The organism is Pelobium manganitolerans, assembly GCF_003609575.1.
Classification (GTDB): domain Bacteria; phylum Bacteroidota; class Bacteroidia; order Sphingobacteriales; family Sphingobacteriaceae; genus Pseudopedobacter; species Pseudopedobacter manganitolerans.
This window is the reverse complement of record NZ_MBTA01000003.1, coordinates 191082-204179: the sequence shown is the minus strand read 5'-3', so window position 1 is coordinate 204179 and position 13098 is coordinate 191082. Positions and strand designations below refer to the sequence as shown.

The following is a 13098-nucleotide window of genomic DNA, read 5'->3' as shown; positions in this document are numbered from 1 at the left end:
TTTCAACCGGTTCTTTTTCTTCTTTCACCGGCGACTTAGCTACCGGCTTCTTAGGCGCGCTTTTTTTAACTGCTGGCGCTAGTGAGGGCAAAATATCCAACTTTGATTTTGGCCGTTCTTTGGGTTTCCAATTGAAATTTGCCAGCGTTTTTAATTCTTCCGTTAATTTCTCTAGCGGATAATAATTATGCTCGGGCTTACGGATAAAAGCCACACTCATTACGCTGTCTTCATCAAAATTAATTCGCATACGCGACGCAATAGATCGCATCATCCCATTGCTATTGGCGCTATCTTTAGGGAAGTAAATACTCTCGGCATTTCCGTTTACAAAAACCACATCCAGCTTTTCATTCTTGAAATAACCCTTCATAAACTTGCCGGCAATCTGGTTAAACTTTAACGAATCGTCGCTAGCATTTACCACAATTGAGTTGCGTATCATATCCAAGTTATCCAGCTTTTTATTCTTCATCTGGATGTACATGGTATCGGCAGAAAGCTGGCTGCCTTGCGCCCAAACAATGGGTTTCTGATAAATACGCAAGGTAGAATCGCCATAACTAAAAAAAGCAGAATCGGCTTTAGCCTGCAAATCTGATTTAAAAATCTTCACCGTTCGGTAGGCCGAAACAATACGGACTTTTGCCGTATCCGTTGCGTCTGGATTTAAAGGCTCAAAAACTTTGCGACTGCTTTGCGTTTTTACCAAATGAGGTTCTATACCTAATTTATTTTGGTTTTCTTTTAAAGCCGGCCAGGGCGCTCGTTTGTCTGGTGCCCGCGTTGGAATGGCCACCGCAATACTTTTAGGCCGTTTATTTTCCTCGCGCAGGCGTTCATTTTCTTTGCGTTGCAGTTCTTTGGCGTTCAACACACTGTCCGCCAGAAATTGTTTGCGTGCTAAGAGGCTGTCTTTCAAAAACACCAAGCGCGCAGAATCTATTCCGCTGCTATCGCTCAGAATCGTTTCCATGTCTACCTCCGGCGCTTGGTTAGCCGTTTCATAGGCAGCCTGTTTAATGCTATCTGCCTTTAAACTATCTTTCAGTGCCATCAACCGCACCCGCTCGCGCATCTGGTACAAATCCATTTTACGCAACACCCTGCTTTTCAAAGTATCGGCGGTAAGCCAAATACTATCTTTACTTAGCGAATCTTTTTCGGTTACAAAAACCACATAAGCATTTTTGGTAACGGTGATGCTTTCGTCTTTTTTGCGGTACAAGCCCAGTTGCCCGCGCAGCTCTATTTTTTGTGCAGTATCTACAAAAACAATGTTTTTTACCGCCCGTCCAAAGCCCCTTTTACCATCGTAAAATAAACTGTCGCCTTTTAAACTTTTAGAGTTTTGCGTGTATAAATTCTTTTTGCCGAAAGATGCTTGGTCGTTTGTAGTATTGTATTCGCCGTTTTCGGTGTACAGCGTATCGCTTTTGCCGTAAATGTTGGTGGGACCGAAAAAGTAAGCAATTTTAGAGATGGTATTGTACTTCAAGGTGTCTGATTTGATAAGCACCTCTGGCGATCGCACCTCTACATTATAGCGGAAGTAAGCATCTTTGCTATGGGTAAAATAATATCCGTTTTGGCTGGTGAGGGTATTTTTGCCGTTTACAATTTTACCGCCATTCTCGTACTGGCCAATTTTTGTGGCCATATTATAAATTAGGTTGTTGGTGGTTAAAACGGCCTGGTTATCTGTAAGCCGCACATTATTGGTAAGCACCGCAATTTTGGTATTGCCATCATAATTTAAATTATCCGAGTAAATGTTGATGGTATCTGCCTGGTTGATGTGGACGTTACCAAAAGCCTCGAAGCTGTTTTTAGTGAGGTAAAAATAGGCGCTATCGCAAACTAGGGTAGCGTTATCTTGCCTAAAAACGGGCTTAATTACTTTATTGGTGTTTTCGCCGTTCCGTTTTAAGCCGATGAAAGATTCGGACTGCAACAGCTCTACCCGCGTAACCTGTTGCGCCACGCCAGAAAAAGCATAGGCCACCAGCACTAAAAACAAAAGGTATCTTCTCACGCCGCAAAATTAGTTTTTTAGTAACGATTTTAAACGGTTAATTTTGATTGATGTTATCGGCAAAAAAGCGTTTACTCCAGTTTATTCAGCAACAAAAACTCCTCAAAACCAATGCTAAAGTTTTATTGGCCGTTAGCGGGGGCAAAGATTCTGTTTTAATGGCACAGCTTTTTGCGGACAGCCCCTACCTAGCCGGCATGGTGCATTGTAACTTTAATTTGCGGGGCGAGGAATCTGCGCGCGACGAGGCTTTTGTACGAGATTTGGCAAAAACGCTAAATATGCCTCTTTTCTTTAAGTCTTTTGATACCAAAGCTTACGCCGATGAGCAAAAAATAAGCATACAGATGGCCGCGCGTGAATTGCGCTATCAGTTGTTTGAGGATGTGCGTGCAACGGAAGGTTTTGATAAAATTGCGGTAGCCCAACACCAAAATGATGCGGTAGAAACCGTACTGATTAATTTAATCAGAGGCACCGGCGTGGCGGGCTTGCATGGCATTAAAAGCGACCGACAACACATTATTAGGCCTATGCTATGTTTTAAGGCTTCAGAAATCGAAGATTTGGTGCAGCAAAACGCCATAGCCTACGTTGAAGATAGCTCTAACGCATCTAACAAATATTTCCGCAATAAAATACGTTTAGATATTATCCCAGAAATGGAAAAGCTGAACCCTTCGCTAATCCATACTTTCCAGGAAAACATCCGCCATTTTGCACAACTAGAAGAACTTTTACAGCAACAAACGGATTTACTTAAAAACACCATTGTACATCAACAGGACAATGGTATCCGCATAAAAATTGAGGATATCCGCAGTTTACAACCACAACAACTCTTGCTTTTTGAACTATTGAAACCTTACGGTTTTAAAGGCGCACAAGTGGATGATTTATTGGCAGATTTGGAACGCCAAAGCGGCAAACTGTTTTTAAGCCCTACACACTGTTTAAGCATTAACCGCGGTTATGCGGAAATTTATCCTTTAAACACAAAGGCGCCCGAAAGCCAAGAAATTTTTGGTGCAGGCAGCTATCATTTTGGAGATGCTACAATTAGCGTTTCCGAATCGGCCGAAAGGCCAAAAAACTTAAAAGATAAAAATGTGGCCTTTGTAGAAGCCGAAAGGCTAAGTTTCCCTTTAAAACTGCGTGCTTGGCAAAAAGGCGATACTTTTATGCCCTTTGGGATGCGTAAACTTAAAAAGCTGAGCGACTTTTTTGTAGCAGAAAAAATCCCCTTGAACCACAAAAAACATATCCCCATTTTAGAAAACGGCAACGGCGATATCATTTGGGTTTGCCCCTATCGTACAGATGAGCGTTATAAAGTGGGCGCAGGAAATAAAAAAATATTTATCTTCGAGTATCGCAAATAACACAATGACGGTCCACTACCCTTTTCACGAGAAGCAATACCTTGGCAGAGATTACAATTTCATTAGCATACGCTTGGTAATGGCGGTTTTTTGCTTGGTGGCTTATTATGTTACGGAAAACCGCGACCGCAACGGCGATTTGTTGTTGCTGGTAGGCTGTGGCATTTTGTTGCTAAGCGTGGTGATGCTTTTTATGTTGCATTACCGCACGGTGGTAAACAATAAATCCGTTATTTTGGATGGTTTGTGGACTACGCGGTTGGTGAAAATTGACCTCAACAGCATTACTAAAGTAGAAAAAGTGCCTTACAGCAAATATTTTTTAAACAACCCAGTTTACAATTTGCACCGCAACGGCACCATTAAATTTTATGCGGGTGGTAAAGATGCCGTTAAACTTACCGACAGGGACGGTTTGGTGTACATTATAGGCACACAAAAACAATCTGAACTTTACAATGCTATTGTAGAAGCGCAAGCCAGCTAAAACAATAAGCACCAATTTTTTCCACTGTAAATTTTATGTGCAACAAATGCGTCAGAAGCGCGTTTGCGAATTGTTTTTATAGCAACATTAGTTATATTTGCCTTCCGTAATTAACAGAGACATCATAATGAGAGAAATACAGTTTAGAGAAGCTCTTCGTGAAGCATTGAGCGAGGAAATGCGCAAAGATGACAAAATTTACATCATGGGCGAAGAGGTTGCCGAGTACAACGGTGCCTACAAAGTAACCCAAGGAATGCTTGATGAATTTGGCCCTAAGCGCGTAATTGACACGCCAATTGCCGAGCTAGGATTCGCTGGTATTGCCATTGGTTCTGCCATGAATGGCTTACGCCCGATTGTAGAGTTTATGACTTTCAATTTCTCTTTGGTGGCTATTGACCAAATTATCAACGGCGCTGCTAAGGTACTTTCTATGTCGGGTGGCCAGTTTAACTGCCCAATTGTTTTCCGTGGCCCAACCGGTAACGCTGGCCAATTGGGTGCACAGCACTCGCAAAACTTTGAAAACTGGTTTGCAAACTGCCCGGGTTTAAAAGTGGTAATCCCATCCAACCCTTACGATGCAAAAGGCTTGTTAAAGTCATCTATTTTAGATAATGACCCGGTAATTTTTATGGAGTCGGAATTAATGTACGGCGATAAAGGTGAAGTTCCGGAAGAAGAATACACCATTGAGCTGGGCAAAGCTAAAATTACCAAAGAAGGTACAGATGTTACCATCGTTTCTTTCGGCAAAATGATGTCGCGCGCGGTAGCACCTGCCATTGAAGCTTTAAACAAAGAAGGCATTAATGCCGAGGTAATTGATTTAAGAACCGTTAGACCAATTGACTTTGAAGCCATTTTAACTTCTGTAAAGAAAACCAACAGATTGGTAGTGGTTGAAGAGGCTTGGCCTTTGGCTTCTATCTCATCAGAAATTGCGTTCCATGTGCAAAAAAATGCTTTCGATTATTTAGATGCTCCGGTATTGCGTATTACTTGTGCAGATGTTCCGCTTCCGTATGCACCTACTTTAATTGCAGCCAGCTTGCCAAATGCAGAGCGTATTGTAAAAGCAGTAAAAGAAGTAATGTATGTAAGCAAGTAATTGCTTAGCTATTATAAAGTGAAAATCCCTAGCCTGCATAAGGTTGGGGATTTTTTTATTCAAGAATCGTCTGTTTTTTGCAAGGTTAAATTAAACTCCGGTCCAATAAATAATAATGATTAAAATGAACTAGCCATTAGCCGAACCTTTCCAATTTCGGCTAAATCCATTTTCATATTGCTGTGAGAAACGGGCTAAAGCCCGTTCCTATTAAAACCAGTCTTCAAAATCAACTCTAACTACTCCGATAACTTTGACGATGATCTACCTTCACTGTCTCCACGTTTCCGTTTCTTTACCGTTAACACATCTTGCCCCGTAGCATCACCTTGTTCTTGCAGTTTACCAAAAGCGGCGGCCGTGGCGTAATCAATAATATCTTGTGGCGGATTTTGGTTATAAAAACCGTAGATAAGCCCAGCCATAAAGCAATCTCCGCTGCCCGAGCGGTCCACCACGCCGGCGCAGCTAAATTCTGGCGAATGAAACGACTGTCCGTTGGTGAACAAGCTGGTATAATAGTGCAAGTCGTTGGTATCGCTATCAAAACGGAAGGTGTTGGCTACGCTTTTTACTTTTGGGAAACGGGCGATTATTTCTTCCGCAGTTTTTTCGGCATGTGCCAAATAAGCCGCTCTTGTGCCGCTTTTATGGATGTCTGCATCAATTGCCGTCCCTAACAAACTATTTGCCGCCCAAATATTGCCCATCACCACATCACAATGCTCAACCAATTGTGGCATTACGTCTATGGGTTGCTTTCCATAGTTCCACAGCTTAGCGCGATAGTTTAAATCGCAAGAAACGGTAATGCCTTTCTCTGATGCTGCACGCGTGGCCTCTAAGCAAACATCGGCCACATCTTGCGTTAGCGCGGGACTGATGGCTGTAAAATTGAACCAAGAAACATCGCGCAAAACTTTATCCCAGTCAATGGTCCCGGGTTTTAGTTCCGAGAAGGAAGAGTGCGCACGATCGTACACCATGCTTCCTTTTAAATCGGCGCCGCGCTCCAAGTAATACACGCCAATACGGTTTCCGCCGAACAAAATAGAGGAGGTAAAAATGCCTTTATAGTCTAAATAATCAATTACATGGCGGCTCATAAAATTATCTGGCAAAACCGTGCTATAACGCACCGGCACGTTCCATCCGGCCAAGGCAGTGGCTGTATTAGCCTCTGCACCGCCCATATAAAGGGTAAAAGGGTTAATGTCCAAATGCGGATCATTAATAGGAGACGGAGAAATGCGCAGCAAAAGCTCGCCAAAGCAAAGTACCTTTTTCATTTGATATTTTATGGTTAATTACACGCAACTCCTGCTCGGCGGGCTGCGGCAAACAATCTAATAAGACTGCAAATTGGTTTTAAAAAAATAGGCACAAACTGTTAACGCCGTGCCTACTCTGTGTTTTTGTTATGGCGAAATCTGTTACAAACCGAAGTATTCCTTAGCGTTGTAGTAACAAATATCGGATACGATGCCACCAATCCATTTTTCGTCATTAGGCACCTGGCCGTTCTCCATCTCGCTACCTAAAAGGTTACAAAGGATACGTCTAAAATACTCGTGACGCGGGTACGATAAGAAGCTACGCGAATCTGTCAGCATCCCAACAAATGTGCTTAGCACGCCCATGTTAGATAATGAGGTCAGCTGTTTTTCCATTCCGTCTTTTTGGTCCAAAAACCACCAGCCAGAACCAAACTGGATTTTGCCTTTGGTTTTACCATCTGCAAAGTTGCCAATCATGGTGGCAAAAACATCATTGTCTGCCGGGTTAAGGTTGTAAATGATGGTTTTGGCTAATTTATCTTCTAAAGTTAAGTTGCCCAAGAAGTTAGATAAGCTTTGCGCTTGCGGATAATCGCCAATGGAATCGTAACCCGTATCCATACCCAATTTACGCAACATGCCGTGGTTGTTGTTACGGATGGCGCCTAGGTGGAACTGCTGTACCCAACCTTTCTCGTGATAAATTTTGGCCAGCTCTGTTAACACGTATCCTGCAAAAGCATCCGCATCTGAAAACTCGGCCACTTCGCCTTTCAAAAATTGTTCGTACTCGCGTTTTTGCGCATCTGTTAAAGTAACTTTTGAAGGTATTTTGTTTAAGCCGTGGTCTGATATGGAAGCACCGTGCGCCGCAAAAAACTCGATACGATTGCGCAAAGCGGCAATTAAAGAATCCACATCGGTAATTTGGATGCCCGATACCTCAGAAAGTTTTTTGATGTAAGGACGGTAAGTAGCCGGGTCGTGGATAAATAATGACTTATCCGGACGGAAGGATGGCTTTACCTTGATGCCGATATTTTGCGACTGCAAAGCTTTATGGTACTCCAAAGAATCGGTTGGATCATCTGTGGTGCCCACCATTTCTACCTTAAACTTTTTAAGCAAGCCCTGCGTGTTAAAATCTGGCTGTGCCAAAAGCTCGTTGCCACGCTCGTAAATTTCTTTTGCCGATTTCTCGTTTAAAAATTTGTTGATTCCGAAAGGCCTTTTAAGCTCCATGTGGGTCCAGTGAAACAAAGGATTACGCACTGTTGCCGGCACTACCTTTGCCCAAGCCATAAATTTTTCTTCGTCGCTAGCGTCACCGGTAATGTAACGCTCGTCAACGCCCAAGGTACGCATCGCGCGCCACTTGTAGTGGTCGCCTTTTAACCATATCTCGGCCATGGTTTTAAAGTTTTTACCTTCTGCTATTTCTTGCGGAGGCAAGTGGTTGTGGTAATCGATTATCGGTAAATCTTTAGCGTAGTTGTGGTAAAGATTTCTGGCGCTTTCAGAATACAGCAAAAAATCATCTGGAATTACGTTTCCGTCTATCATTTTAGTACATTTATCGTTCTTCGCGTTTCCGCGATGTGTTAAGAAGCCCCCCGAAAGTTTTCATCAGAACCTAACCAATTTTAACAATGAAAAAGGGGGGCTTATATGTTAATTATTTCAAATCTGTAATGGCCACTGCGTCCATATCGCCGTAGTCTTGGTTTTCGCCACCCATACCCCAAATAAAGGAATAGTTAGAAGTACCGCAACCAGAGTGGATAGACCATGGCGGGCTGATGATAGCTTGGTTGTTGTGCACCGTCATGTGGCGGGTTTCTTGTGGTTCGCCCATGAAGTGGAAAATGGTTTGGTCTGCCGCTAAATCAAAATAGAAATAGGCTTCCATTCTTCTATCGTGCACGTGCGATGGCATGGTGTTCCAAACGCTACCTGTTTTTAAGGTAGTTAAACCCATTACCAACTGACAGCTTTGGATACCATCTGCGTAGATATATTTGTAAATAGTACGGTGGTTTGAAGTTTCTGCGGAACCTAAAGTAACCGGTGTAGCATCTGCCTCTTTCATTAAAGTGGTAGGATATTCTTTATGCGCCGGTGCAGATAAGATGTAAAATTCGGCAGGTGTGCCGGCGTCTTTAGAAGAAAAACTAATTTCTTTACTTCCTCTGCCAATGTATAAACAGTCTTTTTTAGCTAAATCGTATGCTTTACCGTCAACGCTGATGCTACCGTGGCCACCTACGTTAATTACGCCCATTTCTCTTCTTTCCAAGAAAAATTCGGCACGCAACATCGGGAAATTCTCTAAAGCTAAACTCCCGTTGGTAGGTACTGCACCCCCCACAATAATACGGTCGTAATGACTGTAGGTGAGCTTAATTTCACCGTTGGTCATTAAATCCTCAATCAGAAATTGCTCGCGCAATTCTGATGTGTTCATTCCTTTTACCTCTTTCTGGCTGTTATGATATCTCTGTTTCATGTCTTTGATCTTTTTAAAAATGTTTTTGCACCCCTAACTTACACCTCACTCCTTAACCTATCTTCCCATCCATCCACCATCAACAGTGATGATAGAACCGTGTACATAATCCGCAGCTTTTGACGCCAAGAAAACGGTTACGCCACCAAAATCTTCTGGCGTGCCCCATCTGCCGGCAGGTATGCGCGATAGGATAGATTTGCTTCTTTCTTCGTCGTTACGTAAAGCAGTGGTATTATCTGTAGCAATATAACCTGGCGCAACCGCATTAACGTTAACGCCTTTTGATGCCCACTCGTTGGCAAAAGCCTTCACCAAACTGCCCACTGCACCTTTACTAGCCGCATAGCCCGGCACGGTGATGCCCCCTTGGAAAGTAAGCAAAGAAGCCGTGAAGATGATTTTACCCGAACCGCGTTCTACCATTCTTTTTCCTATTTCACGGGTTAAAATAAACGGTGCATCCAGGTTGATGGAAAGCACATTGTCCCACATATCATTCGGGTGCTCTGCAATAGGTGCGCGTTGGATAGTACCGGCATTGTTCACCAATATATCAATCACGGGGTTTTCTGCCTTCACCTTTTCTATAAAAGCTTCTAGCGATGCCCTATCGCCAAAATTGCATTGATATGCTTTAAATTTACGGCCTAGTTGCTCCACTTCTTTTTCGGTATCGCTACCACTTAAAGCCATGCTTGCCGAAACCCCAATGATATCTGCACCAGCTTGCGCCAAAGCTAAGGCCATGCCCTTACCTATCCCTTTATTGCAACCGGTAACAAGGGCAATTTTCCCGCTTAAATCAAACAAATTCATCTTATTTTTTAATTTTTAGAATCTATAAACGTTAATTTACACGCTGGTAAATTAACAGACTTAACAAGATTAATCATTTTTAAGGTGTTTGGGAACCAAAAGCAGGTTTTTATTTATGCAATCGTTTCCGGAAAACGGTGGCAATCGGTTTCGTTCCAAAAGCTTATGGTACTGTCTTTGCGCACAGCATCCTGATTTATTAATTTCAATTTTTTAAATGATCCGATTTTTGAATACCTTCCTAAAAAACAGCCTTCCTTTTTTTTGCCTAACCATCTTTATTAGTCCTACGGCTGTTGCACAAAAAACCAACGGAACGGTAAGCTCTTTGATACGCATGGAAGCTTACTTTAACCAACTGGTGGAAAAAGAAGGCATTAACCAGGCGTTTATAGATGTAGCAGGACGACGGGGGGTAGTTTTTAGACCAAACGCCCTAAACATCATAGATTTTTACAGCAAGCAAAAGCCTATAAACGCCAAACTGAGCTGGAAGCCCGAGCTGGCGATGATCTCTAAAAGTGGCTATTTTGGATTTACCACTGGGCTTTACACTTTTGAAGACAGTCTGAAAACCCAATACGGACATTATATATCGGTATGGAAAGCCGGAAAAAACAAAAAGTGGAAGTTAGAGCTAGATGCCGGCATTGGCCACCCGAAGCCTGGCGCCACCATTTTACCCCAGTTTGTTGATCCGGTAAATTATGAATATTCAAAGTTGCTGGGCCCAAAAAAGATCAAAATGCGCGAGGACATTGTGTACACCACCGATTTTTTATTCGGCAAATCTTTAAAAGAAACCGGCAACAAGCATTTTAAAGAATTTTACGCGCCCGATGTGAGGCTATATTTCCCGGGCGAACAACCCATTTTGGGTTTAAAAAACGCTGTGGCATTCATCGATAATAAAAACCAGCACGTTATATCGTACCCTACTTTTACAGACCGTGCCATTAGCGGCGATATTGCCTATACTAATGGAAAAGCGAGCATTGGCGCACTCAAATACAATTACGTGCGCATTTGGCGCATTGGCGACGATATGAAATGGTATGTGATTGTGGATATGTATATGAAGGAGTGAATGGGCGATGGTTAATAGTCAATAGTCCATGGACGATGGACGATGGGCGATGGTTAATGGGCGGTGGTTGATGGTGAACGGGCGACTTGATACTAACGTCTTGATACTTGTTACTTGCTACTAACATCTCGTTACTAAATCAAAAATTATAAGATATTTTAAACCCTTGGTTCAGCACGCCGCGTTTATCAAAGGCTACTGCATAATCGGCGCGGAAAACCACTCTTTTTAAGCCTACATACATTTCAAAATAATTCCCTTTTTCTGGCTGGTACAAATAGGCGCCACCCAGCAGTTCTTGTAACTTTAACTTGCGCAATAAGGGCACACGGTTAGAGAAAAATTGGTTGAAATTATGTTCAAAGTGGCCCTCGTAAAAGTAACGGTTGGTACTGTAGGTATAAAAGTTTAGCAGGTGAAAGCTTCGCAAACCGGGGTTAAAAATTAAAGCCAAGTTACCGCTAAAGTGCCTCCACTCGGGATAATAAATACTGCGCGCATTATAAAATTTACCGGCCGAAACCGAATATGAACCATAACCCCACAAACCCATATCTAATTTTTCTTGCTGAATCTCTACCTCGCCGTAGGTATAATCCGACTGTGAATTAAGCACACCGGAAATACCCTTTTTAAAGCTCAGCACAAAACGTGGCCCCTGCGGCAGTTTGTAAATTTTAACGCCATCTTTAGTAATATAAGGCTGTTTAAGTGTGTAAATGAGCGACGAGTTGAAGTAAAAAGAGTTATAAACCGGAAAAAGCTTATCTTCTTCGCTGGGCGAAATCGGGTTGTTTGAGCTAAAATTGCGTTCTTTAATATCCCTAAAAACAAAATCTTTGGTATTGGTTACCGAGTAGTTACGCGCCAACTCTGTACCTACCGAAAGGTATAAATTGCCCACCAACTCTCGCCCTATGCCGGTGCTTACATACTCCTTGCGATAAAGCTTCATAAAATTCTGCTCAAAAAACAAAGTGTTCAGCGTGTTTTGCAGCGTGGTTAAGCTGCCGTTGGGGTTTAAATCCATATAAGTGCTGCCTATGCTAAAATTGAGCGTTCCCCGTTTTTTAGGTTTGTAATACCAAGAGGCAGATAAATCCGAGTTAAGCTCTTTATTATCAAAGCTGTAGCGCAAGCGCGGCGAAACCGACCAGCTGGTGTTGTTTTGGTTAAATTTAAAAAATGATACACCGTAATTGATACCGAAGCCTTCTACGGTGTTAAAAAAGAAAGCCGGTACAATGGGATCTAAAACAATTGCGCGTCTTTTATTTAAGCTGGTGTAAATTTTCTCGCTAAATAAAAGCGGCAAAATATTTAAGCGCGGTGCTAGGTTTTCCAAAGAATCTACAATAGGCCTTTCTTTTCGCCTTATGTTCAAAGAGTCCTGATGTTCGTAAGACAACCGTTCTTGTAAAGTTAAAGGCACTTTCCGGTGAAGCTTTAGAACGCCGGAATGCGATGCCGAATTATCGTCTTGCACCACCTCGGCAGGTTTAAAATCCTTGAAAAAATCAGGTTTGCCGGTATTGTCGCTAAATACAGCCTGGCTGCTTCCCGAAAAATAAAATTTCAACACATCGCCTTTGTATTTCAGCAAGGTATAAAAGGGTACAATATCTTCGCGGCCATAATCTTGCACTACCTGTAAAGTATCAATAAAGTTGATGCCCTTATCGCCACTGATTTTTAAATCCAGGTATCTTAAGGCGCAATTGTTAATGTTAAAGGTGAGGTAACCACTAAACGTAGGCGAAAAACGATGCTTTGGCACCACCTCAACGGTAAGCTCTTTTGCATTTTTACTTACCAAATTGTACTGGTAATAACGCATGGCATTTTGGGCCAAGGGCGATACAAAGCTTTTATCGCTTAACGATTCGAGCCTCACCAAATCCTGACTAAAATTTAAGCTAAGTTGCGCCGCGCTTTTGAACTCCCAAGACGGATATTTGCCGTAACTTTTTGTGGCATTTACGCGTTCTTTATAACCTATATCTTTATCATAATGCAACCGAGAGAAAGATTCGTTTAACCAAACCAGCTGATTGTTATTGATACCGCTGTAATATTTAATGCTTTTCCCGAAAATTCTTTTTGGCCCGTGGTCCAGCATCAAGTGGTTTTTGATATAGGCATCGTTGGTAAAAGACAGTTTACGTCTGGTTTTTTGCAGTTTAATTACATCTGCCATAAACTGGTTTAACCAATTTACCGAATCTTTTGGCGTAGAAAATGTGCGAGCAAAGCAGTTAGAATTAATGTCCAAAAGCACAAAGCAAACCAAAAAACCGCCCATAAAACGGCAAACTTTGTTTGTAAAAAATTGATGCTTTACACGCCCTAATTCTCTCATCAAAAATGGAATACCTAATTTTAGTTTATCAC

General features: G+C 42.3%; 10 protein-coding genes. 4 read left to right on the top strand and 6 right to left on the bottom strand.

Features of this window, described 5'->3' with window-relative positions; all coding sequences use genetic code 11:
- A partial coding sequence (locus BCY91_RS03990; RefSeq protein ID WP_120180740.1) for an OstA-like protein occupies positions 1-2035 on the bottom strand: 2035 nt, incomplete at its 3' end.
- A 50-nt stretch (positions 2036-2085) separates the two neighbouring features.
- Here BCY91_RS03990 and tilS point away from each other — a divergent pair.
- From tilS to BCY91_RS03975, 3 genes are all read left to right on the top strand, one after another.
- Positions 2086-3417, top strand: a complete 1332-nt coding sequence (tilS, locus tag BCY91_RS03985) for a tRNA lysidine(34) synthetase TilS (protein ID WP_120180731.1) — start codon at positions 2086-2088, stop codon at positions 3415-3417.
- A gap of 4 nt (positions 3418-3421) precedes the next feature.
- Positions 3422-3904, top strand: coding sequence for a hypothetical protein (locus BCY91_RS03980; RefSeq protein ID WP_120180730.1), 483 nt, complete (start codon positions 3422-3424; stop codon positions 3902-3904).
- 127 nt (positions 3905-4031) lie between these two features.
- Positions 4032-5018 (top strand): pyruvate dehydrogenase complex E1 component subunit beta, encoded by a 987-nt coding sequence (locus tag BCY91_RS03975; RefSeq protein ID WP_120180729.1) that lies wholly within the window; start codon positions 4032-4034, stop codon positions 5016-5018.
- Positions 5019-5257: 239 nt separating this feature from the next.
- On the opposite strand, the gene BCY91_RS03970 is transcribed toward BCY91_RS03975, so the two are convergent.
- From BCY91_RS03970 to BCY91_RS03955, 4 genes are all read right to left on the bottom strand, one after another.
- Positions 5258-6307: a sugar kinase gene (locus BCY91_RS03970; RefSeq protein ID WP_120180728.1), complete on the bottom strand. Its 1050-nt coding sequence runs from the start codon at positions 6305-6307 to the stop codon at positions 5258-5260.
- A gap of 144 nt (positions 6308-6451) precedes the next feature.
- Positions 6452-7858 carry a glucuronate isomerase gene (gene uxaC, locus BCY91_RS03965; RefSeq protein WP_120180727.1) on the bottom strand — a complete coding sequence of 469 codons (1407 nt, stop codon included), beginning with the start codon at positions 7856-7858 and terminating at the stop codon, positions 6452-6454.
- 112 nt (positions 7859-7970) lie between these two features.
- Positions 7971-8801, bottom strand: a complete 831-nt coding sequence (gene kduI, locus BCY91_RS03960) for a 5-dehydro-4-deoxy-D-glucuronate isomerase (RefSeq protein WP_120180726.1) — start codon at positions 8799-8801, stop codon at positions 7971-7973.
- Positions 8802-8858: 57 nt separating this feature from the next.
- Positions 8859-9620, bottom strand: coding sequence for an SDR family oxidoreductase (locus BCY91_RS03955; RefSeq protein WP_120180725.1), 762 nt, complete (start codon positions 9618-9620; stop codon positions 8859-8861).
- A gap of 229 nt (positions 9621-9849) precedes the next feature.
- On the opposite strand from BCY91_RS03955, the gene BCY91_RS03950 reads away from it, so the two are divergent.
- Complete coding sequence (locus tag BCY91_RS03950; RefSeq protein WP_147387907.1) at positions 9850-10707, top strand: Cif family virulence factor; 858 nt, start codon at positions 9850-9852, stop codon at positions 10705-10707.
- 139 nt (positions 10708-10846) lie between these two features.
- Here the strand turns inward: BCY91_RS03950 and BCY91_RS03945 are convergent, their stop codons facing one another.
- On the bottom strand, positions 10847-13066 hold the full coding sequence (locus BCY91_RS03945) for a DUF5686 family protein (RefSeq protein WP_182995299.1): 2220 nt from the start codon (positions 13064-13066) through the stop codon (positions 10847-10849).
- Positions 13067-13098 lie beyond the last annotated feature (32 nt).

Bases quoted from the DNA above. Each gene is read 5' to 3' on its own strand.
- tilS (WP_120180731.1), top strand. From the start codon at position 2,086: ATGTTATCGGCAAAAAAGCGTTTACTCCAGTTTATTCAGCAACAAAAA.
- BCY91_RS03980 (WP_120180730.1), top strand. From the start codon at position 3,422: ATGACGGTCCACTACCCTTTTCACGAGAAGCAATACCTTGGCAGAGAT.
- BCY91_RS03975 (WP_120180729.1), top strand. From the start codon at position 4,032: ATGAGAGAAATACAGTTTAGAGAAGCTCTTCGTGAAGCATTGAGCGAG.
- BCY91_RS03970 (WP_120180728.1), bottom strand. From the start codon at position 6,307: ATGAAAAAGGTACTTTGCTTTGGCGAGCTTTTGCTGCGCATTTCTCCG.
- uxaC (WP_120180727.1), bottom strand. From the start codon at position 7,858: ATGATAGACGGAAACGTAATTCCAGATGATTTTTTGCTGTATTCTGAA.
- kduI (WP_120180726.1), bottom strand. From the start codon at position 8,801: ATGAAACAGAGATATCATAACAGCCAGAAAGAGGTAAAAGGAATGAAC.
- BCY91_RS03955 (WP_120180725.1), bottom strand. From the start codon at position 9,620: ATGAATTTGTTTGATTTAAGCGGGAAAATTGCCCTTGTTACCGGTTGC.
- BCY91_RS03945 (WP_182995299.1), bottom strand. From the start codon at position 13,066: ATGAGAGAATTAGGGCGTGTAAAGCATCAATTTTTTACAAACAAAGTT.